Origin of the sequence: Mycobacterium sp. GA-0227b (assembly GCF_001499855.1) — a bacterium.
Classification (GTDB): Bacteria; Actinomycetota; Actinomycetes; order Mycobacteriales; family Mycobacteriaceae; genus Mycobacterium.
Genome location: NZ_LQIK01000023.1, coordinates 224,183 through 250,853, shown reverse-complemented (window position 1 = coordinate 250,853; position 26,671 = coordinate 224,183). Strand labels below are relative to the sequence as shown.

Genomic DNA, 26,671 nt, shown 5'->3' with positions numbered 1-26,671 from the left:
TCAGGTCGCCTCTTCGGGTGTCCAGGCCTGCGGCAGCGCGGGGCTTCCCGGGAACAGAAAATCGACGAAAGCCTTTGCGGTGGGCTGTGGTTCGTGATTGGCCAGCCCCGGTCGCTCGTTGGCCTCGATGAACACGTACTCCGGTTCGGCGACATCGGGCACCAGCAGGTCGATGCCGGTCACCGGGATGCCGATCGCGTGCGCCGCCTTGACCGCGACCTCGCACAGATGAGGGTCGACCTTCGCCGTCACATCGTGAATGGTGCCGCCCTGGTGCAGGTTCGCGGTCCGGCGCACCCGTAGCCGCTGCCCTTCGGGGAGCACGTCGTCGAAGGTCCAGCCCGCCTCGGTGACCGTCGCCTCGGTGACCGCGTCGATCGGAATGCGGGACTCGCCCCCGGTCGCCGCCGCCCGTCGCCGGCTCTGCGCCTCGATGAGCTCGCGCACGGTGTGGTGCCCGGTCCCGACGACCTCCGCCGGCCTGCGCAACGCGGCGGCCACCACCTTGCCGTCGATCACCACCAGGCGCAGGTCGTCACCTTCGGCGCGCTGCTCGATGAGCACGTTGGGGTGTTCCTCGCGAGCGCGCGCCAGCGCGGCGTCCAATTCCTTGGGGCCGCTGACCCCGACGGTGATGCCCTTGCCCTGCTCGCCTCGGGTCGGCTTGACCACGACGTCGCCGACCTCCTCGAGGAACTCGTGGTCCTTCTCGTCGAAGGTGGCCAACCGGCCCGTGGGCACCTTGATGCCGGCCTCGGCCACCAGGCGCCGCGTCAACCGCTTGTCGTCGCAGCGGGCCATCGCCACCGCAGACGTGTACTCGGACAACGATTCCCGCGTCAGGACGCTGCGGCCCCCGTGGGACAGCCGCATCTCGCCGGCCCCCGCGTCGAGCACCTCAACCCAGATGCCGCGGCGCATGGCCTCGTCGGCGATGATCCGCGCATACGGGTTCAGGTCCTCGATCGTCTCGGGTGGATGGGTGAACAGTGGTTCGTTGATCGCGTTCTTGCGCTTGACGGCCATCACCGGAACGCGCTCGAACCCGAGTTTCTCGTACAGCGAGATCGCCGCCACGTTGTCGTGGCTCACCGACAGGTCCATGTACGCCCGGCCGCGGTCGCGGTAGAGCGTGGCCAGCGCGCGGGTGAGCGACGCGCCGACGCCGGGCAGGCTGGTGGTCGGGTCGACGGCCAAGGTCCACAGGCTCGAGCCGTTCTCCGGGTCGGAGAACAGCCGTTTGTGGTCGACGCCGGTGACGGTGCCCACCACCGTGCCGTCGTCGTCACGCACCGCGACCAGGTAGTCGAGCGCGTCCTGCGTCCGGTGGTTCTGCCACAACACCTCGACCGGCCCGGGCACCATGCCGCAGCGCACGTAGACGCGGTTCATCTCGTCGGCGTCCTCGGCGCTCTGCAGGCCGCGCACCGAGAAGCCGGTCGGCGCCGGGTCCGGTTCATGGTCTTCGGTGAACCTCAGCCGATAGGTGTGGCTCGGATCGATGAACAGTTCGGCGGGGGCCATCGACACCAGCACATGGGGTTCGCGGGCGTAGATGCAGATGTCGCGACGGCCCGGGCCCTCGTGGCGCAATACCTCGGCGAGCTTCTGGGGGTCGGCGAACGTCTGCCCGAAAATGAGTCGGCCCCAGCCCATTTCGATGACCACATCGTCGGCCATCGCGTCGACGAGGTGCTGCGGCGAGGCGTGGTGAAGGCCGAGGGTGATGGCTTCGGTCTGGTCGGTCTCGGGACCGGTCGCCGTCATGCCGCCGGTCCCGTGATCCCGTGCCGTTGCAGCCACAGTTCCAGCAGCGCGAGCTGCCAGAGTTCGTTGCCGCGCAGCGGCGTGAGACGACCGTTCGGGTCGGCGAGCAGCCGGTCGATCGCCGCGGGCCGGAACAGGTCGCGTTCCTTGGCGGCGGGCGCGTAGAGCGCGTCGCGCACCATATCCAGGTACGGGCCCTCCAGGTGGGTGAGCGCGGGCACCGGGAAGTAGCCCTTCGGCCGGTCGATGACCTCGGCCGGGATGACCCGCCGGGCGGCCTGCTTCAGCACGCCCTTGCCCTCGTGGGCGATCTTCAGCTCGGGCGGACAGGTCGCGGCGAGCTCGACGAGCTCGTGGTCGAGGAACGGAACCCGGCCCTCCAGGCCCCATGCCATGGTCATGTTGTCGACGCGCTTGACCGGGTCGTCGACGAGCATCACGGTGGTGTCGAGCCGCAGCGCACGGTCGATGCCGGTCTCGGCGCCCGCCCGCGCGAAGTTCTCGGTGACGAAGCGCAGGCTCGGGTCGTCGGGTGTGGCGAATGTGGGCGAGATGAGCGCCTCGTAGCCGGACCGGTCGCGGTCGAAGAACGCGTCGCGGTAGATCCCCACCGACTCGTCGAGCGAGGCGGCACCGGCCATCGGTGGATACCAGTGGTATCCGGCGAACACCTCGTCGGCGCCCTGGCCGGATTGCACCACCTTGACGTGCTTGGCCACCTCCTGGCTGAGCAGGTAGAACGCGACGCAGTCGTGGCTGACCATCGGTTCGCTCATCGCGCCGATCGCGCCGTCGAGCGCCGGCAGCATGCGCTCGGTGCCGATGCGGATCTGGTGATGGTCGGTGCCGAAGCGCTCGGCGATGATGTCGGAGTACTTGAATTCGTCGCCCGCGACGCCGCCCACCGATTCGAAGCCGATGGAGAACGTCGCCAGCCCGTGCTGACCGGCCTCGGCGAGCAGCCCGACGATCAAGCTGGAGTCCACGCCGCCGGAGAGCAGGCAGCCGACCGGAACGTCGGCGACCAAGCGCCGGTCGACCGCGACCCGCAGCGCGCCCAGAATGGCGTCCTCCCAATCGCGTTCGGACCAGTCGGCGCGGTCCGCGCGCCGGGTGAAGTCCGGTTCCCAGTAAGTGCGGGTGCTGCGGCTGCCGTCGGGTTCGATCGCGACCAGCGACGCCGGGGGCACCTTGGTCACCCCACGCAGAATCGTCCGCGGCGCGGGCACCACCGAGTGGAACGTCATGTAGTGGTGCAGGGCGACGGGGTCGATGCGGGTGTCGACATCGCCGCCCGCCAGCAGCGCCGGCAGCGACGAGGCGAAGCGGATCCGGGCCGGATTCTCGGTGAAGTACAGCGGTTTGATCCCCAGCCGGTCGCGACCGAGCAGGACCCGGCCGCTGTCGCGCTCGACGATCGCGAACGCGAACATGCCGTAGAGCCGGTCGACGAACCGGTCGCCCCAATGGTGGTACGCCTTGAGCAGGACCTCGGTGTCGCTGTGGGAGAAGAACCGGTAGCCGTGCTCGCTGAGCTCGCGGCGCAGCTGCTTGTAGTTGTAAATGCAGCCGTTCCAGGCGATCGCCAGGCCGAGTTCGGAGTCGAGCATCGGCTGACCGCCGGCTTCGGACAGATCGATGATCTTCAGGCGACGGTGTCCCAGCGCGACCCGGCCCTGCGACCACACGCCCGCTGAGTCCGGACCCCGCGGCGCCATCGCCTCCGCCATGGCTGACACAGCTGTGACGTCAGGTACCCGGCCGTCGAGACGCACCTCGCCGGTGGCTCCACACACGCCAAGGACTTTACCCTTGTGGAAGCTGGCGAAACCCGTGACGGGTGTGACTTGGCTCTACTGGCGCTGGTGGCGCCGTAGGGCCATGGCGGCAAGCCCCTCTACGAGCAACAACCAGAATCCCGAGACGGGCATGACCGCGGCGCCGATCGCGCCCATCGCCGCCATTCCGGGCCCGAGCGCAGGTGCGATCGGTTCGCCGGACGCCCCCGACCTGCGGATGCTCGCGCCCATGGTGATGAAGGCCAGGCCGCCGATCAGGAACCAGAACGCGGTGTGGCGCCGTTCACCGTCGACGGTGCCCAGCCGGGCGTCAGAAGCCGAGTTCAGCAGACCGTCCCGGGCCATTCCGGCGAGCTGCCTGCGGTAGAGGTAGCCGCCGAGCGCATCGTGCAGCACGCCGGTGGCGATCACGGCCTCGCCGAGCCGCTTCGTTCGGGCTTCCGTCACGGGCTGGGTTCCTATCGTTGGGAGCGACAATTGTATGAAGTGTTCGCTGCGAACGTCGGAGCGAACCACCGCCAATGGTTGACTAGCCGTCATCTCTGGTCGTTGAGGAAGGGCCCCGCAGCGGATGAGCGTCACATCGGGCATGTTGTCGCAGGCCGATCTCGAGCGCCTGGTGGCCGCCGGGGACATCGACACGGTGATCGTCGCGTTCTGCGACATGCAGGGCAGACTGACCGGCAAGCGGGTGTCGGGCCGGCTGTTCGTCGAGGAGATCGCCGAACACGGCGCCGAATGCTGCAACTACCTGCTGGCGGTCGACGTCGACATGAACACCGTCGACGGGTACTCGATGTCGAGCTGGGAGACCGGTTACGGCGACATGGTGATGACGCCCGACTTCTCGACGTTGCGGCTGATTCCGTGGCTACCCGGAACGGCGATGGTGATGGCCGATCTCGGCTGGCACGACGGCACGCCGGTCCAGCAGGCCCCGCGCAGCATCCTCAAGCGCCAGATCGATCGGCTGGCCGAATGCGGGCTGGTGCCCTACGTCGGCACCGAACTCGAATTCATGGTGTTCGACGACGGCTTCCGCGAGGCCTGGGCGAAGGGCTACCGGGGGTTGACGGCGGGTTCGGACTACAACGTCGACTACGCGATGCTGGGCTCGACCCGGATGGAGCCGCTGCTGCGCGACATCCGGCTCGGCATGACGGGCGCGGGCATGTACTGCGAAGGCGTCAAGGGTGAATGCAACCTCGGCCAGCAAGAGATCGCGTTCCGCTTCGACCATGCGATGGTCACCTGCGACAACCACGCGATCTACAAGAACGGCGCAAAGGAGATCGCCGACCAGCACGGCAAGAGCCTGACATTCATGGCGAAATTCGATGCGCGAGAAGGCAACAGCTGCCACATCCACATCTCGTTGCGCGGCGACGACGACAGCCCGGTGTTCGCCGACGATGCCGATCCGCTGGGCATGTCGCCGATGTTGCGCAGCTTCATTGCCGGGCAGTTGGCCACGCTGCGTGAGCTCACGCTGTTCTACGCGCCGAACATCAACTCCTACAAGCGGTTTGTCGACAGCAGTTTCGCCCCGACCGCGATCGCGTGGGGGATGGACAACCGGACCTGCGCGCTGCGGGTCGTCGGCCACGGTCACGGCATGCGGATGGAGAACCGGGCGCCCGGCGGCGATGTCAACCAGTACCTCGCGGTGTCGGCGCTGATCGCCGGCGGGCTGTACGGCATCGACCGGGAGCTCGAGCTGCCCGAGCCCACCGAGGGCAACGCGTATACCAGTGGCGCCGAGCGGCTTCCGACGACGCTCGCCGAAGCGGCGGCGTTGTTCGCGAAGTCCGAGGTCGCCCGCGCAGCGTTCGGCGATGAGGTCGTCGAGCACTACCTCAACAACGCCCGCGTCGAGCTGGCCGCGTTCAACGCCGCCGTCACCGACTGGGAGAGGATGCGCGGCTTTGAGCGGCTCTAGTTCCCCGGCGAGCAGGCGGAAAGTGCCCGGAAATGGGACGAAAAAAGGACACTTTGCGTTCCCCAGCTCACGCGTGGGCCCTGCTCGCGGAAAAGAGGTGCGGCCCGTGCTCGGGTTGACCACCTATCTGCAGCAGGCGCAGACCGGGGTGTGGGATGTCCGGGCGAGCTTCCTGCCGGCGATCTACTCCGAGGGTGTGGAATTGGCGGGAGGCGTCTCGATGCTGCTTCCTCCGCAACAGGTTGACGACGACATCGCCGACCGGGTGCTCGACGGCATCGACGGACTCATTCTCACCGGCGGTCGCGACGTCGTGCCCGCGCACTACGGTCAGCAGCCGCACCCGGCCACCGACGCGGACGTCGCCGACAACCGGCGCCGCGACGAGTTCGAGTTTGCGCTGGTAAGGGGTGCGATGCGGCGCGCCATGCCGGTGCTGGGCATCTGCCGCGGAGCCCAGGTGCTCAACGTTGCGCTCGGCGGGACGCTGCACCAGCACCTGCCCGACGTCATCGGCCACAGCCGTCATCAGCAGGGCAATGCGGTGTTCACCACCTCGACGGTGCGCACCGTGCCGGGTAGCCGGCTGGCCGGGCTGATCGGCGAGTCGTCGGACGCGCAGTGCTACCACCACCAGGCCATCGACGAACTCGGCAACGGGTTGGTCATCAGCGCTCGCGACGACGACGGCGTCATCGAAGCGGTCGAAGTCCCGGATCGCTGGGTGCTGGCGGTGCAGTGGCATCCCGAAGAGCGCCTCGACGACCTGCGGTTGTTCGCCGGGGTCGTCGAGGCCGCGAGCACGTATGCGCAAGAAAGGGTAGAGGCGTGAGCGCGTCCGAGGTCATCAACCCGGCCACCGAGGAGCTGCTGCAAACCGTCGAGCAGACCGACGAAGCTGCTGTCGACGATGCGGTCGCGCGAGCGAAAGCGGCGCAACGGGATTGGGCGCGTCGAGCTCCCGTCGACCGGGCCGCCGCGCTGCGCGCCTTCGCCGCGACGGTGGACGCGCACGTCGACGAGTTGGCAGCGTTGGAAGTCGCGAACTCCGGACATCCGATCGGCAACGCCGCATGGGAGGCCGGCCACGTCCGCGACGTCCTGCAGTTCTACGCCGCCGCACCGGAACGCCTGTCGGGCAAGCAGATTCCGGTCGCCGGCGGAATCGACGTGACGTTCAACGAGCCGCTCGGGGTGGTCGGCGTCATCACCCCGTGGAACTTCCCGATGACGATCGCGTCCTGGGGTTTCGCGCCTGCACTTGCCGCGGGAAACGCGGTTCTGGTCAAACCGGCCGAGTGGACACCGCTCACCACGATCCGGTTGGGGGAGTTGGCCGTCGATGCGGGCCTACCCGCTGACCTGTTGCAGGTGCTGCCCGGCAAGGGTGCGGTGGTCGGCGAGCGGTTCGTCAGCCACCCCGACGTGCGCAAGATCGTGTTCACCGGCTCCACCGAGGTCGGCACGAGGGTGATGGCGGGCGCGGCCAGTCAGGTCAAGCGTGTCACGCTCGAGCTGGGCGGCAAGAGCGCCAACATCGTGTTCGACGATTGCGACCTGGAGCAGGCTGCCGCCACCGCGCCCTACGGCGTGTTCGACAACGCCGGCCAGGACTGCTGTGCCCGCAGCCGAATCCTGGTGCAGCGCAGCGTCTACGACCGTTTCATGGAGCTGTTCGAGCCCGCGGTCAAGGGCGTCGTCGTCGGGGACCCGCGAGCCAACGACACCGAGATGGGCCCCCTGGTGTCCAAGGCGCACTGGAACACCGTCGCGACGTTCGTGCCCGACGACGCGCCCGTCGCGTTCCGCGGGTCGGCGCCGTCGGGCCCGGGGTACTGGTTCCCGCCGACCGTGCTGACGCCGCAACGCACCGACCGCACGGTGCGCGAAGAGATCTTCGGGCCCGTGGTCACCGTGTTGCCGTTCGACGACGAGGCCGATGCGATCGCGCTTGCCAACGACACTCCCTACGGGTTGTCCGGGTCGATCTGGACCGACAACCTGTCGCGGGCGCTGCGGGTGTCGCGCGCGATCGAATCCGGCAACCTGTCGGTCAACTCGCATGCGTCGGTGCGCTACAACACGCCGTTCGGTGGTTTCAAACAGTCCGGCCTGGGCCGCGAACTCGGCCCCGACGCGCCGCTGTCGTTCACCGAGACCAAGAACGTCTTCTTCGCGGTGCGGGAGGCCTGATGGATCTGACGCGGCGGCTTGCCGGCAAGGTGGCCGTGGTGACCGGCGGCGCCAGCGGAATCGGGTTGGCGGCCGCGCGGCGCATGCGCGCCGAAGGTGCCGCCATCGTCGTCGGCGACGTCGACCCGACAGCCGGCCAGAAGGTGGCCGACGAGCTGGAGGGCACGTTCGTACCGGTGGACGTCTCCGACGACGCGGCGGTCGACACGCTGTTCGACACCGCCGCCGAAGCGCACGGCCGCGTCGACGTCGCGTTCAACAACGCCGGTATCTCCCCACCGGAGGACGACCTCATCGAGCGCACCGGGCTGGACGCCTGGCAACGGGTGCAGGATGTCAACCTCAAATCGGTGTTCCTGTGCTGCAAGGCCGCCCTGCGCCACATGGTGCCCCGGCAGAAGGGCTCGATCATCAACACCGCGTCGTTCGTGGCGGTGATGGGTTCGGCCACCTCGCAGATCTCCTACACCGCGTCCAAGGGCGGCGTGCTCGCGATGTCGCGCGAGCTGGGGGTGCAGTACGCGCGGCAGGGCATCCGGGTCAACGCGCTGTGTCCGGGACCGGTGAACACCCCACTGCTGCAGGAGTTGTTCGCCAAGGACCCGGAGCGGGCGGCGAGGCGGTTGGTGCACATCCCGATCGGGCGGTTCGCCGAACCCGACGAGATCGCGGCCGCGGTGGCGTTCCTCGCCAGCGACGACGCGTCGTTCGTCACCGCATCGGCGTTCCTCGTCGACGGCGGCATCAGCGGTCACTACGTCACCCCGCTGTAGGCGGCGCAAAAGATCGCTTCGGCGCTTACGCTCGGCTTCCTCGATAAACTGCGCACCATGGTCCGGTCCGGTAGCCGAACGGAAGCCAAGGATGTGACGTCCGCCTTGGCCGACGTGGACACGACCGGCTGGACGGTGCGCTTCGATCTGCTCTCCGACCCGAACCGCCTCGAGATCCTGCTGGTGCTGCACCGTGCGCCGGGCATCTGTGTCGGTGATCTCGCCGCCGCGCTCGGCCGGTCGGAGAACGCCGTGTCCCAGGCGCTGCGAGTACTGCGCCAGCAGGGCTGGGTCTCGTCCACCCGGGTCGGGCGGACGGTCAGCTACCGCCTGCAGGACCAGACCGTGCACGACCTGCTGCACTGGATCGGCGCCCGCCACAGCTGATACCGCGATGGCGAGACCGCCGACCGTGAAAGGGCGGCACTGCGTGACGGATCAACGAAGAAAATTTGGTCAATGCGGTCGTGCGGCTCACCATCGGCTGGTTGCCTTGGATGGTGAGTACGGCACAGCCGAAACCCGGCGCGAAGGATCAGGATGCCGATCGCGCACTGAAAGCCAAGCATCGGGCACTGTGGGCGTCCGGCGACTATCCAGCCGTGGCCGCGGACCTGATCCCCAGCCTGGGGGCTGAACTCGTCCGGGCCTGCGGCGTGCGAGCCGGCGACCGGGTGCTCGACGTCGCGGCCGGTTCCGGAAACGCGGCGATCCCCGCTGCGAAGCTCGGCGCGGTCGTCACCGCAAGCGACCTCACCCCGGAGTTGTTCGACGCCGGGCGCCGCATCGCCGCCGAACACGGAGTCGACGTGGAGTGGGTGGAGGCCGACGCGGAGGCGTTGCCGTTCGCCGACGACAGTTTCGACATCGTGATGTCCTGTGTCGGTGCGATGTTCGCGCCCCACCATCAGGACACCGCCGACGAGATGCTCCGCGTCGTCCGACCCGGCGGAACCATCGGGATGATCAACTGGACGCCACAGGGATTCATCGGCAACCTCTTCGCCACGATGAAGCCGTACGCTCCGCCGCCACCCCCTGGCGCGGGCCCGCCGCCCCTATGGGGCGACGAGGATCATGTCCGGGCGCTGCTGGGCGATCGCGTCGCCGAGGCGACCATGCGCAAACAGACCGTGCGGCTGGAGCATTGCGCGACTCCGGCCGAGTTTCGCGAGTACTGGAAGCGCAACTACGGCCCGACCATCGCGGCGTACAAGTTCAACGCGGACGATCCCGAGCGGATCGAGGCCCTCGACGCCGACTTCCTGGCGTTCCTGCAGAAGTGGAACACCGGCGACGACAGCCGGGCGTTGTGGGAGGCCGAGTACCTGGTGGTGACCGCAGTCAAGCGTTGAGCCCTCTAGCTGAACATCTGTTCAGCTAGACAGGTATCGACCCAAGTTCTAGGGTTGCGGGGTGGCTTACCAGTACGTCGCCATGCACATGAGCGACGGCATCGTCAATGCGCCGACCTCCGTCATCTTCGGCCTCATCGCCGTCGTGGCCGTCGCATTCTGCGCGGCCAAAGCGCGAAACGAACTGGACGAACGCACGGTGCCGCTGGCCGGGTTGGTCGCCGCGTTCATCTTTGCGGTGCAGATGGTGAACTTCCCGATCCTGCCGGGAGTCAGCGGGCATCTGCTCGGCGGCGCCCTCGCCGCGATCCTGGTCGGCCCGTACACGGGGGCGCTGTGCATCGCGATCGTCCTGGTGGTGCAGGCGCTGCTGTTCGCCGACGGCGGGGTCACCGCGCTGGGCACCAACATCACCAACATGGCCGTGATCGGGGTGGCCGCCGGATATTCGACGGCCGTGTTGCTCTACGCGGTCGCCCGCAGGCGAGGTGACGTCCCGGTGGGCGGGCTCGGCGTCATCGCCTTCATCGCCGCGCTGATCGGAACAATCTGCGCGGCAATGGGATTCGTACTCGAGTACGGGATCGGCGGCGCGGCGGCGACGTCGATGGGCGCCGTCAGCGGATACATGTTCGGCACTCATGCGCTGATCGGGGTCGGGGAGGGGCTGATCACCGCGGTCACCGTGATGGCCGTCGCGCGGTCGCGTCCCGACCTGGTGTACCTGTTGCGCGGGACCCGACAGGAGGTCGCGGCATGAGGGCACGGTGGCGGTTCTGGACGGTGTTCGCCGTCGCCACCCTCCTGATCGCCGGTGTGGTGTCCTACTTCGCGAGTTCCAGCCCCGACGGGCTGGATTCGGCGACCCTGCGGGGCTGCGAAATCGTCGAGACCGCCGACGGCGAGGAGCTGACCGGCGAGTGCATCGCCCAGCACGCCGACGAACACAGCCTCGCGGCGTCGCCGTTGGCCGACTACGCCATCGCCGGGCGCGACGGCACCGGTGGAGTCGCCGGCATCATCGGGGTGCTGGCGACGGTGGTGGTCGCGGGCTCGGTGTTCTGGTTGATCGCCCGCAGCCGCAAAGCGGACGACGGCAGCGGGAGCCGGCGCTAGCCATGGGCGCGGGCGCCCATCCGCTCTACCGGCACGACGACTCCGCAGTGCACCGTGCCCCCGCCGAGGTCAAAATCGTCTGTCTGCTGGTGTTCGTCCTCGCGGTGGTCGCGACGCCGCGAGAGATGTTCTGGCCCTTCGCCGTCTACGCCGCGATCGTCGTTGTCGTCTGGCGGCTCGCACGCATCCCTCTGCGATGGATCCTGCCCCGAATGCTCATCGAGGCGCCGTTCCTGGTTCTGGCGGTGCTCCTACCGTTCGCCGACGGCGGCCAGCGTGTCGACGTGGCGGGCTTGCAGCTTTCGGTGACCGGACTCTGGGCGGCGTGGGGCATCGTCGTCAAGGGCACGTTGGGGGTGGCGGCGGCCCTGACGGTGGCGGCCACCACGTCGACGACCGAGTTGCCGATGGCGTTGAGCAGGCTGGGAATGCCCGCCGTGGTGACCTCGGTCCTGGTGCTGATGATCCGCTACGTCGATCTGCTCACCGGCGAGGCCAGCCGCATGCGGATGGCACGCGTCTCGCGCGGCGACTCGCCGCGTGTTCTGCATCAGGCGGGCGCGATCGCCAAGGGGATCGGGGCGTTGTTCCTGCGCTCCTACGAACGTGGCGAGCGGGTGTACGTCGCGATGCTGTCGCGCGGATTCGATGGCGGCGCACCGGATCTGGCGGTCATCGGGGCGCCGCCGCGGGCGGCCGCGTCGCAATGGGTGGTCGCCATGACACCCGCCGTCGCTGCGGTGGCGATCGCCACGACGGCGTGGGTGCTGCGATGAACGCCGTCAGCATCGAGGCGCTGCGCCACGTCTACCCGGACGGCCAAGTGGCACTGGACGGCGTCGACCTTGCCGTCGCACATGGAGAGCGCGTCGCGGTGCTGGGTCCCAACGGCGCCGGCAAGACCACGCTGATGCTTCACCTGAACGGTGTGCTCACCGCGACGTCGGGCACCGTGCGGATCGGTGATGCCGTGTTGACGCGCAAGACCATTCACGACATCCGCAGGCGTGTGGGGCTGGTCTTCCAGGATCCCGATGATCAGCTGTTCATGCCGACCGTCGCGCAGGACGTGGCGTTCGGCCCCGCCAACTTCGGGCTGCGCGGCGACGAGCTGGCGGCGCGGGTACGGCAGGCGTTGCAGACCGTTTCGCTCACCGAACAGGCCGACCGCAGCCCCACCCATCTGTCGGCGGGCCAACGTCGCCGGGCGGCATTGGCGACCGTGCTGGCGTGTGCGCCCGACATTCTCGTGCTCGACGAACCCTCGGCGAACCTCGATCCCGTGGCGCGCCGCGAACTGGCCGAAACCCTGTCGGGCCTCGAGGCGACCATGCTGATCGTCACACACGACCTGCCGTACGCCGCCCAACTGTGCGAGCGGGCGGTGGTGATGGACCGCGGCACAGTTGTGGCCGACGGACCGATCCGCGACATCCTCGCCGATGCGGAACTTCTTGCCGCACACCGCCTGGAGCTGCCCTGGGGTTTCGAGGTGCCGGCGCGCTAGTGGCGTTTGGACGGCGGCCACGGCGGTTCCCCGCAGAGCGCCAGCAGCGCGTTCTCGATGATCTCGGGTAGCGCGGGATGAATCCAGTACTGCCCGCGCGCCATGTCCTGGGCGGGCAGGTCGAAGGCCATCGCCTGAATGATGGGCTGGATCAACGACGACGCCTGATGGCCCATGATGTGTGCGCCCAGGAGCAGGCCGGTGTCGTCGTCGACGATCAGCTTGGCGATGCCGGTGGTGTCCTCCATCGCCCAGCCGTAGGCGACGTCACTGTAGTCCTGGATCTTGACCTTGATCCGGAATCCCTTTGCACGCGCTTGGTTTTCGGTCAGCCCCACGCTGGCGATCTGTGGGTCGGTGAACACCGCCGACGGCACATGGCGATGGTTGGCCGCCACCAGCGCATCCGTGTCGTCCCAGTCTTGTAGCAGATTGTGCTTGACGACGCGCGCTTCATGGTTGGCGACGTGCTTGAGCTGAAAGTCCGACGACACGTCGCCGAGCGCGAAAACGCCGCGCGCCGTGGTGCGTTGGTAGTCGTCGACGACGACCTGTCCGCCCGCGGTGACTTTCAGACCGGCGTGCTCGGCGTCGAGCAGGTCGCCGTTGGGAACGCGGCCCGTCGCGACCAGCAGCGTGTCGCCGCGCAGCTTCGAGCCGTCGGTGCAGGTGATCTCGACGCCTCCGCCGACCTCACGGGCATCGGCCAGTTCGTGGTGGTTGCGCACCTCCCACTTCTTGGCGGCGATGTCGGTGAAACGCATGGCGATGTCGTCGTCGTGGCCGCGCAGCAGCGTGCTGCCGCGGATCAGCAGCGTCACGTGGCTGCCCAGGGAGGAGAAGATGTGGGCGAACTCGCAGGCGACGTACCCGCCGCCGACGATGATGAGGTGCTCGGGCACATCGGCGATCCGCATGATCGTGTCGCTCGTGTGGTACGGCACACCGCAGTCCGCGACCGCGTCGGGAACCACCGCTCGCGAACCGGCGGCGATCACCACCTGGTCGGCGGTGAACTCCTCACCGTCGTCGGTGCGCAGTGCGTAACGGCCGTCGGGGCGAGTGGGCCGGAACCTGGCGTGGCTGGCGAACACCTGCACGTTGGGCGAGGACCGGCGGTAGTTCTCCCCACTCATCGCGATCGGGTCGATCCGCCCGAACACCCGCGAGACGATGTCGGGCCACCGCACCGCGTCGACGTGGGCATCGACGCCGTACCGCGACGCCTCCCGGACGTCCTGCGCGACGCCGGCGGCGTAGACGAACATCTTCGTCGGGATGCAGCCGACGTTGAGGCACGTGCCGCCGAAGATGCCCTGCTCGCAGATCGCCACCTTCTTGTCGACGTATCGCTCGTCGAGAATCGTGTTGCCGGAACCGGTTCCGATGATCGCGATGTCGAAGTGCGTCATGGGTCAGCCTCCTCGGGAACGGGTGGTGGCGTTGGAGCGGTGGGCGAGATACCAGTCCAGCCAGCCGGTCAGCTCGTGGTAGGCGGCCTGCCGCGGTTCGGGCATCGACAGGAACACGTCGTGCTTGGCGTCGGCGATCGGCACGACGGTGGTCCGGTTGCCGATGCAGCCGGCCCACCGGGCGATCTGCCTGACGTCGAGCACCGCGTCGCCGCGCTGGATCTCATCTATTTTTCGGGGGTCCCGGACCTCACGGACGCTGCGGTCCGAGCGCAGGATGAGGTTGGGCACGCCGACGTCGAGCCCGCGGTGCAGTTTCGCGTGGCCCCTTCGGATGGCGTGGATCCAGCCGGTCGTGACCGGGAAGCCGCCGACCGGCTTCCACCGCAGGTCGTAGTCGAAGTCGCCGTGGTAGTCGCGGTGCAGTGTCGTGCCGTATCCGCCCTCCGTCGGCGGGCGGACCACCAGCCGTTTGCGAAACCGCGAGACCGCGCCCAGCGCGGCGCGGGTCGGCGCGGCCCGCAGGATCGACGGCCCCTGCAGATCGAGCCACGGGCTGTTGAGCACCAGACCGGCGATGCGTTTGCGATCGGTCAGCCCGCGGCTGCGCAACCGGTCCAGCCACAGCGACACGATGAGGCCACCGGCCGAGTGCCCGTACACCAACACCTGCGCCGGTGACACCGAGGCGATGATGTCGAGCGCCCGCTCGAGTTCCACGTCGTAGCGGGTCAGGTCGGTGGTGAAGTGCGGGGTCTGCCCCTCCCGCCAGGAGCGGCCACATTTGTGCAGGTCGACGGCGTAGAACGCGAATCCCCGCGCGGCGAAGTGGTCGGCGAGCTCGGTGTTGAAGAAGTAGTCGGTGAACCCGTGCACCAACAGCACCGCGTGGGTGGCCGACGGATCGGGCTCACCGCGGCGGACCACGGTCGCGACGAGTTCACCCTCGCCGTCCGGGTCTGTGCCGAGGGCCATCGTGTGTTGCCAGTAGCCCGGCAGTACGTCGGCCTTCCAGTCGGGCACGACAGCAACGATAGTCGGCGCAGCCGAGCGTCCCGGGTGAAGCGGTCCCACTTCGTGCGCGGGGGTTGAGATGGCCCTCTGCGGGCTAACCTGATGACCGACCATGACCGCGACCACGAAGGACAACCGCGTCCAGCGTCTGGGGGGCTGACAGTGGCTGAGGACCATCCGACGACCGATGTCGTGCTCGTCGGGGCGGGCATCATGAGCGGCACGCTGGGTGCCATGCTGCGGATACTGGAGCCGGATCTGTCGATCACGCTCATCGAGCGCCTCGACGGGGCGGCCGCCGAAAGCAGCGATGCGTGGAACAACGCGGGTACCGGCCACTCGGCGCTGTGCGAACTCAACTACACGCCACAGAAGCCCGACGGTTCGATCGACATCTCCAAAGCGGTGCGCGTCAACGAACAATTTCAGGTGACCCGCCAGTTCTGGGCCTATGCCGTGGAGAACGGGTTGATCAGCGATCCGCGCAGCTTCCTCAATCCCGTTCCGCACGTGAGCTTCGTGCACGGCGCGGCGAATGTGAAATACCTACGGCGCCGCTACGACGCGCTGGTGACCAATCCGCTGTTCGCCGGGATGGAGTTCATCGACGACGAGGACGAGTTCGCCCGTCGGCTGCCGCTGATGGCCGAGAAGCGCGACTTCTCCGACCCGGTGGCTCTGAACTGGACTCAGCAGGGCACGGACGTCGACTTCGGTGCGCTGTCGCGCCAACTCATCGGCTTCGTCGCTCAGCGCGGTATGACCACACGGTTCGGGCACGAGGTGCGCGACCTGCGCCAGGAGTCCGACGGCTCGTGGACGTTGAAGGTGGAAAACCTGCGCACCGGTCGGACCAGCAAGCTCAAATCCAAGTTCGTTTTCGTCGGCGCGGGCGGCGGGGCGCTGAACCTGCTGCAGAAAGCCGGCATGAAGGAGGCCAAGGGCTTCGGCGGCTTCCCGGTCAGTGGCAAATTCCTGCGCACCGACGTATCGAGGTTGACCGCGGCGCATCGGGCCAAGGTCTACGGCCAGCCTCCGGTGGGTGCGCCGCCGATGTCGGTTCCGCATCTGGACGCCCGCATGATCAACGGCAGAGCGTGGTTGCTGTTCGGGCCGTTCGCGGGCTGGTCCCCGAAGTTCCTCAAACAGGGCGACGTTTTCGATCTGCCGGAGTCCGTCACACTGAACAACGTCGCGTCGCTGGTCAACGTCGGGCTCACCCAGTTCGGGTTGCTGAAGTACCTTGTCGGTCAGTTGATGCTGTCGGACGCCGAACGGATCGACGCGCTGCGCGAATTCGCCCCGAGCGCAAGGGAATCGGATTGGGAGCTCAATGTCGCGGGACAGCGGGTGCAGGTCATCTGCGGGAAGAGCGGCAAGGGCGTGCTTGACTTCGGCACGACCGTACTGGCTGCCGGCGACGGCACCATCGCCGGCCTGCTCGGCGCATCGCCCGGGGCGTCGACCGCGGTTCCCGCGATGCTCGACGTGATGCAGCGCTGCTTCGCCCAGCGCTACCAGGCGTGGCTGCCGAAACTGCGGGAGATGGTGCCGTCGCTGGGCCACGAGTTGTCCTCGGAGCCGGCGCTGTTCGACGAAGTGTGGTCGCACGGGACCCGCGTGCTGCGGCTCGACGAATCCTCGGCGGTGGCCGCCGGATGACGGTTGCGCTGCGCCGCAGCTGGTCGCGCGACCTCGACGCCGCGATGCTCTACGAACTGCTGAAGCTGCGGGTCGAGGTGTTCGTCGTGGAGCAGGCCACCCCGTACCCCGAACTCGACGGCCGTGACCTGCTGGCCGAGACCCGGCATTTCTGGCTGGAAACCCCCACCGGCGAGGTCATTTCGACGTTGCGGCTGATGGAGGAGCACCCCGGCGGGCAGAAGGGCTTCCGCATCGGGCGAGTCTGCACCAAGCGGGAGGCCCGCGGCCACGGGCACAGCACCCGGCTGTTGCAGGCCGCGCTGGCCGAGGTGGGCGACTACCCCTGCCGAATCGACTCGCAGACGTACCTGGCCGACATGTACGCCCGCCTCGGCTTCGTCCGCGACGGTGAGGAGTTCCTCGAGGACGGCATTCCGCACGTCCCTATGCTGAAGCCGTGACATACCCGTTCAGCGCGATTGTCGGACACGACCGCCTGCGGCTGGCGCTGCTGCTGTGCGCGATCCGTCCCGACATCGGCGGGGTGCTGATCCGCGGCGAGAAGGGCACCGCGAAATCGACCGCGGTGCGGGGGCTGGCCAAAGTGCTCGAGGCGGTCGACGGAGCCGCGCTCGTCGAGTTGCCGATCGGCGCCACCGAGGACCGGGTCGTCGGGTCGCTGGATCTGCAGAAGGTGCTGCGCGACGGTGAGCACGCGTTCTCCCCGGGCCTGCTGGCCCGCGCGCACGGCGGCGTGCTGTACGTCGACGAGGTCAACCTGCTGCACGACCATCTGGTCGACGTGCTGCTCGATGCCGCGGCGATGGGCCGGGTCCACGTCGAGCGCGACGGGGTGTCGCACAGCCACGACGCCCGGTTCGTCCTGATCGGCACCATGAATCCCGAAGAGGGCGAACTGCGTCCGCAGCTGCTCGACCGGTTCGGGTTGACCGTCGACGTGCGGGCGTCCCGCGAGGTCGACGTCCGCGTCGACGTGATCCGCCAGCGGATGGCGTACGAAACCGACCCGGACGGGTTCACGCAGAGCTACGCCGACGCCGACGCCGAGCTGGCCCGCCGGGTCGCGGCCGCCCGCGCCACGGTCGGTTCGGTTTCGTTGCCCGACAGCGAATTACGGCGCATCGCCGCGTTGTGTGCGGCCTTCGACGTCGACGGTATGCGCGCCGACCTGGTGGTCGCCAGGACCGCCGTCGCGCATGCCGCCTGGCGCGGCGCCGACACGGTGGCCGAGGAGGACGTCCGCGTCGCCGCCGAACTCGCGCTGCCGCACCGCCGCCGCCGCGACCCGTTCGACGACCCCGGTCTGGACCCCGGTCAACTCGACGACGCGATGGCGCAGGCCGACGAGGCCGCCGACGGAGATCCCGAGCCCGAGCCCGACCCGCCGGGTGGTGGTTCATCGGAGAATGGTTCGGATGGCCAAGGGCCACAACGTACTTCGGGCGACGCGTCACGACCGAGCGCCCCGCCGTCGCCGGTCTTTCGCACCCGGTCGCTGGTGGTACCGGGTGTGGGCGAGGGAGCGCCCGGCCGACGGTCGCGGGCGCGTAACCGCACCGGCAAGACGATCTCGGCCACCGGCGACGACGGGACCGGTCACGGTGTGCACGTGTTCGGCACGCTGCTGGCGGCGGTGGAGCGGCAGCGTGGACCGGGACGGCCCCGGCCGGCGCCGGGCGATGTGCGGCGGGCGATCCGGGAAGGGCGCGAAGGCAACCTGGTGATCTTCGTCGTCGACGCGTCGGGTTCGATGGCCGCGCGGGACCGGATGTCCGCGGTCGGCGGCGCGACGCTGTCGCTGCTGCGCGACGCCTACCAACGGCGCGACAAGGTCGCCGTCATCACCTTCCGCCAGCAGGCCGCCCAGGTGCTGCTGCCGCCGACGTCGTCGGTTCACATCGCGAGTCGGCGCCTGGCCCGATTCGACACCGGCGGCAGGACGCCTCTGGCGCAGGGGCTGTTGGCGGCCCGCGACCTCGTCGTGCGCGAGAAGGCCCGCGACCGCGCCCGGCGCAGTCTGGTGGTCGTGCTGACCGACGGCCGGGCCACCGGTGGCTCCGACCCGTTGGGCCGCGCGCGCGAGGCCGCCGCCCGGTTGGTCGCCGAGGGCGCCGCCGCGGTGGTGGTGGACTGCGAGACGTCCTATGTGCGGTTGGGGCTGGCCGAAGAGCTCGCCAAGCAGTTGGGCGCCCCGGCGGTGCGGCTGGCCGAGCTGCGGGCCGACAGCCTCACCGACGTGGTCCGCACCGCCGCCTGACCAAGGAGTGATGTATGCCTCAGGGCCAGCCGCTCACCGTCCCCGACGACGGGTTGACCACTCGCGCACGCCGCAACGCGCCGCTGTTCGCCGTGCACACCGGCGCGGGCAAGGGCAAGTCGACCGCGGCGTTCGGCATGGCGCTGCGCGCGTGGGACCAGGGCTTCGACATCGCGGTGTTCCAGTTCGTCAAGAGCGCCAAGTGGAAGGTGGGCGAAGAAGCGGCCTTTCGCGAGCTCGGGCGGCTGCACGACGAGCACGGCGTCGGCGGACCGGTGCAGTGGCACAAGATGGGGTCCGGCTGGTCCTGGTCGCGCAAGCATGGCGACGAGGTCGACCACGCCGCCGCCGCGGCCGATGGCTGGGCCGAGATCGCGCGGCGGCTGGCCGACGAACGGCACGACTTCTATGTGCTCGACGAGTTCACCTACCCGCTGAAGTGGGGCTGGATCGACGTCGACGAGGTGATCGAGGCGATCCGCTCACGGCCCGGCACGCAGCACGTCGTCATCACCGGCCGCGACGCGCCGCAGCCGCTGCTCGACGCCGCGGATCTGGTGACCGAGATGACGAAGGTCAAGCACCCGATGGACGTCGGCCGCAAGGGGCAGAAGGGCATCGAGTGGTGACCGTCTTTCGCGGGAACAGACGCGAAGTGACCTTTTTCCTCGGCGTGTCGGGGCAATTTCCATCTGCTCGGCGAAGAAAGCGGCCGGTGTGAGCAGGGCGACGCCCGCTGTGGTGATCGCCGCGCCCGCCTCGGGCAGCGGCAAGACCACCGTGGCGACCGGTCTGATGGGGTCGCTGCGGCGCGCCGGCCGGGCCGTCGCGCCGTTCAAAGTGGGTCCCGACTACATCGACCCGGGCTACCACTCGCTGGCCGCGCGGCGGCCCGGCCGCAACCTCGACCCGGTGCTGCAGGGCGAGCGCCTGATCGGGCCGCTGTACCGGCACGGCTGCGAACGCGCCGACATCGCGGTGATCGAGGGCGTGATGGGGCTGTTCGACGGGCGCATCGCCGAGGATTCGCGGAGCTCGGCGTTCGGCTCCACCGCGCACGTGGCCGCGCTGCTGGGCGCGCCGGTCGTCATGGTCGTTGACGCGCGCGGGCAGAGCCACAGCATCGCCGCGCTGCTGCATGGGTTTTCGACGTTCGACTCGTCGGTTCACGTCGCCGGGGTGATCCTCAACCGGGTGGGATCGCCGCGCCACGAGGAGGTGCTGCGTCAGGCCTGCGAACATGCCGGCGTCCGAGTATTCGGAGCGATCCCGCGCAGCGACGAACTATCTGTTCCCTCAAGGCATCTCGGACTGGTTACCGCGGTCGAACACGGCGAGAGGGCGCATGCGGCAGTCGAGGCGATGACCGCGCTCGTCGGCCGCCACGTGGACCTCGTCGGGATCGCCGCGCTGGCCGGAAGCCGGGTGATGGACGATCCGTGGGACGCGGAGGAGGTGACCCCCGTCGGCGGAAACGCCACGGTGGCTATGGCGACAGGCCGGGCCTTCAGCTTCAGCTACGCCGAGCACAGCGAACTGCTCGCCGCGGCCGGCGCCGACGTCGTCGAGTTCGACCCGCTGACCGACCCGCTGCCGCCACGCACGTCGGCCGTCGTCATCCCCGGTGGGTTCCCCGAGGAGTTCGTCGCCGACCTGTCGGCCAACGACGTCGCGCGCGCACAGATCAGGCACCTGGCCGCAGCGGGTGCGCCGGTGCATGCCGAATGCGCGGGCTTGACCTATCTCGTCGACGACCTCGACGGCCACCCGATGTGCGGTGTGTTGTCCGGGTCGGCGACGTTCACCGACCGCCTCACCCTTGGTTACCGCGAAGCGGTCGTGGTGGCCGACTCGCCATTGCACTGCATCGGCGACCGGATGATGGGGCACGAGTTTCACCGCACCGCAGTCTCTTTCGCCGACAGTTACGCGCCCGCCTGGATCTTCTCCGACGCCGACGTCAAGCGGACCCACGACGGCGCCGTGGCCGGCGGCGTCCACGCCGGCTACCTGCACACCCATCCCGTCGCCCACCCGCAAGCGATCAGCCGCTTCGTGGCCGCGGCGGCAACCTCTGAGCTCGCGCCGATGAGCCGCTTACGCGAAGAGGATCGGACCCAGTGACGCGGACGCGAGGAGCAGTGTGATTTCCGAGAACGCCTACCCGTCGGGCGTCGTCGACGCCGCCGATTGTGAAAATGGCGACGGAAATTCGCGTCTGGGCGTCGTCAGATTCACAATCGAGGCGCCCTAGTCGGCGATGGTGAGGATCTCGACGCCGTTGATCATCGGCTCGATGTGCGGCAGGACTTCGGGTAGCCCTAAGCTCGCGCCGATGAGCCGCTTGCGCGAAGAGGATCGGACCCAGTGACGCGGACGCGAGGAGCAGTGTGATTTCCGAGAACGCCTACCTCGTCGGCCTGCGCCTGACCGGCAGGAAGGTCGTCGTCGTCGGCGCCGGCAGCGTGGCGCAGCGTCGCTTGCCGCTTCTGGTGGCCAACGGCGCCGACGTACACGTGATCGCTCGCGAAGCCACCCCCGCGGTCGAGGCGATGACCGGAATCACACTGCTGCTGCGTGAGTTTCGCACCGGTGACCTCGAGGGCGCCTGGTACGCGATCGCTGCCACCGACGACCCCGACGTCAACGCCGCCGTCGTCGCCGAGGCCGAACGCCGCCACATCTTCTGTGTGCGAGCAGATGTCGCCGTGGAGGGCACCGCGGTCACTCCGGCGTCGTTCGAGTACGAGGGACTGTCGGTCGGTGTGCTCGCCGGCGGTGAGCACCGACGGTCGGCGGCGATCAGGACGGCGATCCACGAGGCCATGCAGCGGGGGCTCATCGCACCGGACATGTCGGCGACCCCCGATGTCGTCCACGGCGGCGTGGCGCTCGTCGGCGGGGGACCGGGCGACCCGGAGCTGATCACCGTGCGCGGCCGCCGGCTGCTGGCGCACGCCGAGGTCGTCGTGGCCGACCGCCTTGCGCCGCAGGAACTGCTGGCCGAACTGTCGCCACACGTCGAGGTCATCGACGCCTCGAAGATCCCGTACGGGCGGGCGATGGCGCAGGACGCGATCAACGGCATCCTCATCGACCGCGCGAGGGCCGGCAAGTTCGTCGTGCGGCTCAAGGGCGGCGACCCGTTCGTGTTCGCGCGCGGCTACGAAGAGGTGCTGGCGTGCGCCGAAGCCGGGATTCCCGTGACGGTTGTGCCGGGTGTGACGAGCGCCATAGGGGTGCCCGCATTGGCCGGCGTCCCCGTCACGCATCGCCACGTCACCCACGAATTCGTGGTGGTCAGCGGCCACGTCGCGCCCGGGCATCCCGAATCGTTAGTGAATTGGGATGCGCTGGCCGCGCTGTCGGGCACGATCGTGTTGCTGATGGCGGTCGAACACATCGAGCTTTTCGCCAAGGCACTTCTGGATGGCGGGCGACCTGCGGATACGCCGGTGCTGGTGGTGCAGCATGGCACGACGGCGGCGCAACGGACTTTGCGCGCGACACTCGCCGATGCCGCCGAACGGATTCGGGAGGACGCGATTCGGCCGCCCGCCATCATCGTGATCGGGCCGGTGGCCGCCTTCGGCGGTTAAAGGATTCTTAAGATTACTGTAAGGTAACCCGCATGACGGCTCTCAATGACGCAGAGCGTGCCGCCATGCGCCGTGACGCCGAGGGTGGGGCAAACCAACCGTTTTCATTTCGCCCGCAGAAGAACGCTGTGCAGTCCGCGGAGGGTCGAACCAGCAGGTATCCGGCGTGGCTACCGTCGCGACGGTTCATCGCCGCGGTCATCGCGATCGGTGGCATGCAGCTGCTCGCGACCATGGACAGCACCGTCGCGATCGTCGCGCTTCCCAAGATCCAGGACGAGCTGAGCCTGTCCGACGCCGGCCGCAGCTGGGTCATCACCGCATACGTGCTGACGTTCGGCGGGCTGATGCTGCTCGGCGGGCGGCTGGGCGACACGATCGGTCGCAAGCGCACCTTCATCGTCGGCGTCGCGCTGTTCACTATCGCCTCGATCCTGTGCGGCCTCGCGTGGAATGAGGCGACGCTGGTGATCGCCCGGCTGCTGCAGGGCGTCGGCGCGGCGATCGCGTCCCCGACCGCCCTGGCGCTGATCGCGACCACCTTCCCGAAGGGCCCGGCCCGCAATGCCGCGACGGCGATCTTCGCCGCGATGACCGGTATCGGCTCGGTGATGGGCCTGATCGTCGGCGGCGCGCTGACCGAGGTGTCGTGGCGGTGGGCGTTCTTGATCAACGTGCCGATCGGGTTGGTGATGATCCACCTGGCCCGCAGGACGCTGCGGGAGACGAGCCGCGAGCGCCTGAAGCTGGATGCCACCGGCGCGATCCTGGCCACCCTCGGCTGTACCGCCGCGGTGTTCGGGTTCTCGATGGGGCCCGAGCAGGGCTGGTTGTCGCCCATCACGCTGGGTTCCGGGCTCGCCGCAGCCACGGCGCTGCTCGCGTTCCTCTACGTCGAGCGCACCGCCGCCAACCCCGTCATGCCGTTCGACCTGTTCAAGGACCGCAACCGGGTCGCGACGTTCGCCGCGGTGTTCCTGGCCGGCGGCGTGATGTTCACGCTGACCGTGCTGATCGGCCTGTACGTGCAGGACATCATGGGCTACAGCCCGCTGCGGGCCGGGATCGGGTTTATCCCGTTCGTCATCGCGCTCGGGATCGGCCTCGGCGTGTCGTCGCAGCTGGTGCAGCGGTTCCCGCCGCGGGTGCTGGTGATCGCCGGCGGCGTGCTGGTGCTGGGCGCGATGATCTACGGCTCGACGCTGGATGCGAACATCCCGTACTTCCCGAACTTGGTGCTGCCGATCACCATCGGCGGCGCGGGCATCGGCATGATCGTGGTGCCGCTGACGCTGTCGGCGATCGCGGGCGTCGGCTTCGACCAGATCGGCCCGGTGTCGGCCATCGCGCTGATGCTGCAGAACCTCGGCGGGCCCGTCGTGCTCGCCGTGATCCAGGCCGTGATCACCTCGCGGACGCTGTATCTGGGCGGCACCACCGGCCCGGTCAACGACATGAACGCCGCGCAGTTGCATGCCCTCGACCAGGGCTACACCTACGGCCTGCTGTGGGTGGCCGCGGTCGCGGTCATCGTCGGCGGTGCAGCGCTGTTCATCGGCTACACCGCATCGCAGGTCGCGCACGCGCAGGAAGTCAAGGACGCGATCGACTCCGGAGAGCTTTAGCTCGACATCCGACTCCGGAGAGCTTTAGCTCGACATCCAACCCCCGGAGAGTCGCCGGCGTCGAGGTGATCGTCGGCATCGCCGCGTTCTGGATCGGCTTCTCGGCGCGCCAGATCGCCACCGCGCAGCACACCCGGGAAGCGGTGGAGGCCGGCGAGCTGTAGTCCGGGCCATCAGTAAGGTTGTCGACTGTGATCACCCGCATGTCGGAGCTGTTCCTGCGCACCTTGCGCGACGATCCGGCCGACGCCGAAGTGCCCAGCCACAAACTGCTGATCCGCGCCGGCTACATCCGACCGGTCGGCCCCGGGCTGTACAGCTGGTTGCCGCTGGGACTGCGGGTGCTGCGCAAAATCGAGGCGATCGTGCGCGCCGAGATGAACGCCATCGGCGGACAGGAGATCCTGTTCCCGGCGCTGCTGCCTCGCGCGCCGTACGAGGCGACGAACCGCTGGACCGAATACGGCGACGCGCTGTTTCGGCTGAAGGACCGCCGCGGCAACGACTACCTGCTGGGGCCCACCCACGAGGAGTTCTTCACGCTCACGGTCAAGGGCGAGTACTCGTCGTACAAGGACTTCCCGCTGCGGCTGTACCAGATCCAGACCAAGTACCGCGACGAGGCCAGGCCGCGCGCCGGCATCCTGCGCGGGCGCGAGTTCCTCATGAAGGACTCGTACTCGTTCGACGTCGACGACGACGGGCTCAAGAACGCCTACCACGCCCACCGCGAGGCGTATCAGCGGATCTTCGGCCGCCTCGGCGTCCGCTACGTGATCGTCTCGGCGGTGTCGGGCGCGATGGGCGGCAGCGCCTCCGAGGAGTTTCTCGCCGAGAGCGAGATCGGTGAGGACACCTACGTGCGCTGCCTCGAGTCCGGCTACGCCGCCAACGTCGAGGCCGTAATCACCGCCGTGCCGGAGGCGCTGCCGATCGAGGGCCAACCCGAGGCCAAGGTCTACGACACCCCCGACACCCCGACGATCGCCACGCTGGTCGACTGGGCCAACTCGACGCTCGACCGTACCGTCACGGCCGCCGACACCCTCAAGAACGTGATGCTCAAGGTGCGGGAGCCCGGCGGTGAATGGGAACTGCTGGGCGTCGGCGTGCCCGGCGACCGCGAGGTCGACGACAAGCGCTTGGGCGCGGCGCTGGAACCGGCGGACTACGCGCTGCTCGACGATGCCGACTTCGCCAAGTACCCGTTCCTCGCGAAGGGATACATCGGCCCGAAAGCGTTGTCGGCCAACGGCGTTCGTTATCTCGTCGATCCGCGTGTGGTCGACGGCACGTCGTGGATCACCGGCGCCGATGAGCCGGGCAAGCATGTGGTCGGCCTGGTCGCGGGGCGGGACTTCGTTGCCGACGGCACGATCGAGGCCGCCGAGGTCCGCGAGGGCGACCCGTCGCCGGACGGGGCCGGGCCGCTGGTGGCCGCCCGCGGCATCGAGATCGGCCACGTCTTCCAGTTGGGCCGCAAGTACGCCGACGCGTTCGAGGTCGACGTCCTCGGCGAGGACGGCAAGCCGGTTCGGTTGACCATGGGCTCCTACGGCGTCGGGGTGTCGCGACTGGTCGCTGTCATCGCCGAACAGCACCACGACGAGATCGGGCTGCGCTGGCCGTCGTCGGTGTCGCCGTTCGACGTGCACGTGGTCATTGCCAACAAGGACAGCGCCGCGCGCGCCGGAGCGGAGGAGTTGGTGGCCGACCTCGATCGGCTCGGGCACGACGTGCTGCTCGACGACCGGCAGGCCTCACCCGGGGTCAAGTTCAAGGACGCCGAACTGCTCGGTGTGCCGTGGATCGTCGTGGTCGGTCGCGGCTGGGCCGACGGCGTCGTGGAGCTTCGCAACCGGTTCACCGGGGAGACGCGCGAGATTCCCGTCGACGCCGCGATCGGGGGCGCGGCGGCGGAGATCACCGCAGTGATCGGATAGCGCGACCTGTGCCGCCGGACGCTTCGAAGACCCGAGACAAGCTGCTCGACTGCGCGGCTTTGGCGTTTGCCGAGGACGGGGTGTTCAACGCGTCGCTGATCGACATCACCCGCCAGGCGGGGCAGCGCAACCGCGCGGCGCTGCGGTACCACTTCGGCTCGCGTGACGGCATCCTGTGCGCAGTGATCGACCGCCATGCCGAGTTCCTGGCGCACCGGGAACGCGACCTGCTCGACGTCGCGCTGGCCACACCGGACGACGAACTGGCCCCCGTCCTGGAAGCCATCGTGCGGCCCGCGGCCGAATTGGCCGACAGCGGCTGGCGGGGCCGGTGCTGCCTGCTGATCATCGTGGAACTCACGGGCGAGGACAGGGCTTCTTACAGTGTCGAGTTGCAGTCGGTGCTCGCCAGGACCGGAGGCGACGATGTTTACGAATTGCTCACCGCGCGAACGCAATTCCTCAGCGAGGAGTTGCGCATCGAACGGTTCTCGTTGCTGGTGATGTTCATCTTGCGCGCGATCGCCGACCGTGCGCGGCTGTTGGAGCGGCGGGGGCGGCGCAGTCGTCCACAGCTCGACTACGAACAGTTCGTGCAGAACCTCGTCGCGATGGCCGCCGCCGCGCTGGCCGCACCATTGACATAAGCACCTCTGCTTATTACCGTAGCCGCTGCTGGTGGGTCCGTGCGGTCGGGAGGTCTCGGG

At 68.7% G+C, this 26,671-nt stretch carries 24 protein-coding genes; 19 read left to right on the top strand and 5 right to left on the bottom strand.

What is annotated here, in order from left to right:
- Genes ngg through AU185_RS14710 form a run of 3 tightly spaced genes read right to left on the bottom strand, consistent with a single transcriptional unit; the run spans position 1 to position 4,013 of the window.
- Positions 1-1,767 (bottom strand): N-acetylglutaminylglutamine synthetase, encoded by a 1,767-nt coding sequence (gene ngg / locus AU185_RS14720; RefSeq protein WP_059100116.1) that lies wholly within the window; start codon positions 1,765-1,767, stop codon positions 1-3.
- Positions 1,764-3,563, bottom strand: a complete 1,800-nt coding sequence (locus tag AU185_RS14715; protein WP_059099733.1) for an N-acetylglutaminylglutamine amidotransferase — start codon at positions 3,561-3,563, stop codon at positions 1,764-1,766. The genes ngg and AU185_RS14715 overlap by 4 nt, the downstream gene beginning before the upstream one ends.
- 57 nt (positions 3,564-3,620) lie before the next feature.
- Positions 3,621-4,013 carry a DUF6463 family protein gene (locus AU185_RS14710; RefSeq protein WP_059099734.1) on the bottom strand — a complete coding sequence of 131 codons (393 nt, stop codon included), beginning with the start codon at positions 4,011-4,013 and terminating at the stop codon, positions 3,621-3,623.
- 124 nt (positions 4,014-4,137) lie between these two features.
- Here AU185_RS14710 and AU185_RS14705 point away from each other — a divergent pair, with 124 nt between their 5' ends.
- The 10 genes from AU185_RS14705 (at position 4,138) to AU185_RS14660 (ending at position 12,449) form a co-directional block, all read left to right on the top strand.
- Positions 4,138-5,505 (top strand): glutamine synthetase family protein, encoded by a 1,368-nt coding sequence (locus AU185_RS14705; protein WP_059099735.1) that lies wholly within the window; start codon positions 4,138-4,140, stop codon positions 5,503-5,505.
- A complete protein-coding gene (locus AU185_RS14700; protein ID WP_082683902.1) occupies positions 5,402-6,337 on the top strand; it encodes a gamma-glutamyl-gamma-aminobutyrate hydrolase family protein in 936 nt (311 codons plus the stop codon). Before AU185_RS14705 ends, AU185_RS14700 begins: the two co-directional genes overlap by 104 nt.
- Complete coding sequence (locus AU185_RS14695) at positions 6,334-7,698, top strand: aldehyde dehydrogenase family protein (RefSeq protein ID WP_059099736.1); 1,365 nt, start codon at positions 6,334-6,336, stop codon at positions 7,696-7,698. The genes AU185_RS14700 and AU185_RS14695 overlap by 4 nt, the downstream gene beginning before the upstream one ends.
- Entirely contained in the window at positions 7,695-8,471 is a 777-nt protein-coding gene (locus AU185_RS14690; RefSeq protein ID WP_172800235.1) for a 3-oxoacyl-ACP reductase, read from the top strand. Before AU185_RS14695 ends, AU185_RS14690 begins: the two co-directional genes overlap by 4 nt.
- Positions 8,472-8,528: 57 nt before the next feature.
- Entirely contained in the window at positions 8,529-8,858 is a 330-nt protein-coding gene (locus AU185_RS14685) for an ArsR/SmtB family transcription factor (protein WP_059099738.1), read from the top strand.
- Between the two features lie 110 nt (positions 8,859-8,968).
- Entirely contained in the window at positions 8,969-9,826 is an 858-nt protein-coding gene (locus AU185_RS14680) for a class I SAM-dependent methyltransferase (RefSeq protein WP_059100118.1), read from the top strand.
- An 82-nt stretch (positions 9,827-9,908) separates the two neighbouring features.
- Complete coding sequence (locus AU185_RS14675; protein WP_059100119.1) at positions 9,909-10,586, top strand: energy-coupling factor ABC transporter permease; 678 nt, start codon at positions 9,909-9,911, stop codon at positions 10,584-10,586.
- Positions 10,583-10,942: a PDGLE domain-containing protein gene (locus tag AU185_RS14670; RefSeq protein ID WP_059099739.1), complete on the top strand. Its 360-nt coding sequence runs from the start codon at positions 10,583-10,585 to the stop codon at positions 10,940-10,942. Before AU185_RS14675 ends, AU185_RS14670 begins: the two co-directional genes overlap by 4 nt.
- Positions 10,943-10,944: 2 nt before the next feature.
- Positions 10,945-11,718 carry a cobalt ECF transporter T component CbiQ gene (gene cbiQ, locus AU185_RS14665; RefSeq protein WP_059099740.1) on the top strand — a complete coding sequence of 258 codons (774 nt, stop codon included), beginning with the start codon at positions 10,945-10,947 and terminating at the stop codon, positions 11,716-11,718.
- Positions 11,715-12,449: an energy-coupling factor ABC transporter ATP-binding protein gene (locus AU185_RS14660; protein WP_059099741.1), complete on the top strand. Its 735-nt coding sequence runs from the start codon at positions 11,715-11,717 to the stop codon at positions 12,447-12,449. Before cbiQ ends, AU185_RS14660 begins: the two co-directional genes overlap by 4 nt.
- Here the strand turns inward: AU185_RS14660 and mtr are convergent.
- Positions 12,446-13,861: a mycothione reductase gene (gene mtr / locus AU185_RS14655; RefSeq protein WP_059099742.1), complete on the bottom strand. Its 1,416-nt coding sequence runs from the start codon at positions 13,859-13,861 to the stop codon at positions 12,446-12,448. The two genes, AU185_RS14660 and mtr, sit on opposite strands and share 4 nt — an antisense overlap.
- A gap of 3 nt (positions 13,862-13,864) precedes the next feature.
- Positions 13,865-14,836: an alpha/beta hydrolase gene (locus tag AU185_RS14650; RefSeq protein ID WP_059100120.1), complete on the bottom strand. Its 972-nt coding sequence runs from the start codon at positions 14,834-14,836 to the stop codon at positions 13,865-13,867.
- A gap of 141 nt (positions 14,837-14,977) precedes the next feature.
- Here AU185_RS14650 and mqo point away from each other — a divergent pair, with 141 nt between their 5' ends.
- The 9 genes from mqo (at position 14,978) to AU185_RS14605 (ending at position 26,611) form a co-directional block, all read left to right on the top strand.
- On the top strand, positions 14,978-16,537 hold the full coding sequence (gene mqo, locus AU185_RS14645; RefSeq protein WP_082683901.1) for a malate dehydrogenase (quinone): 1,560 nt from the start codon (positions 14,978-14,980) through the stop codon (positions 16,535-16,537).
- The gene (locus AU185_RS14640) at positions 16,534-16,980 is read left to right on the top strand and encodes a GNAT family N-acetyltransferase (RefSeq protein ID WP_059099744.1); all 447 of its coding nucleotides are present in this window, start codon (positions 16,534-16,536) and stop codon (positions 16,978-16,980) included. Before mqo ends, AU185_RS14640 begins: the two co-directional genes overlap by 4 nt.
- On the top strand, positions 16,977-18,797 hold the full coding sequence (locus AU185_RS14635) for a magnesium chelatase subunit D family protein (RefSeq protein WP_059099745.1): 1,821 nt from the start codon (positions 16,977-16,979) through the stop codon (positions 18,795-18,797). The genes AU185_RS14640 and AU185_RS14635 overlap by 4 nt, the downstream gene beginning before the upstream one ends.
- A gap of 14 nt (positions 18,798-18,811) precedes the next feature.
- Positions 18,812-19,426, top strand: coding sequence for a cob(I)yrinic acid a,c-diamide adenosyltransferase (gene cobO / locus AU185_RS14630; RefSeq protein ID WP_059099746.1), 615 nt, complete (start codon positions 18,812-18,814; stop codon positions 19,424-19,426).
- An 88-nt stretch (positions 19,427-19,514) separates the two neighbouring features.
- The gene (locus tag AU185_RS14625) at positions 19,515-20,921 is read left to right on the top strand and encodes a cobyrinic acid a,c-diamide synthase CobB (protein ID WP_059099747.1); all 1,407 of its coding nucleotides are present in this window, start codon (positions 19,515-19,517) and stop codon (positions 20,919-20,921) included.
- A gap of 269 nt (positions 20,922-21,190) precedes the next feature.
- The gene (gene cobA, locus AU185_RS14620) at positions 21,191-22,396 is read left to right on the top strand and encodes a uroporphyrinogen-III C-methyltransferase (RefSeq protein WP_059100121.1); all 1,206 of its coding nucleotides are present in this window, start codon (positions 21,191-21,193) and stop codon (positions 22,394-22,396) included.
- Positions 22,397-22,611: 215 nt separating this feature from the next.
- Positions 22,612-24,021 (top strand): MFS transporter, encoded by a 1,410-nt coding sequence (locus AU185_RS14615; RefSeq protein ID WP_502687753.1) that lies wholly within the window; start codon positions 22,612-22,614, stop codon positions 24,019-24,021.
- Positions 24,022-24,212: 191 nt separating this feature from the next.
- A complete protein-coding gene (locus AU185_RS14610; RefSeq protein ID WP_059099749.1) occupies positions 24,213-25,964 on the top strand; it encodes a proline--tRNA ligase in 1,752 nt (583 codons plus the stop codon).
- Positions 25,965-25,972: 8 nt separating this feature from the next.
- A complete protein-coding gene (locus AU185_RS14605) occupies positions 25,973-26,611 on the top strand; it encodes a TetR/AcrR family transcriptional regulator (protein WP_059099750.1) in 639 nt (212 codons plus the stop codon).
- Positions 26,612-26,671 lie beyond the last annotated feature (60 nt).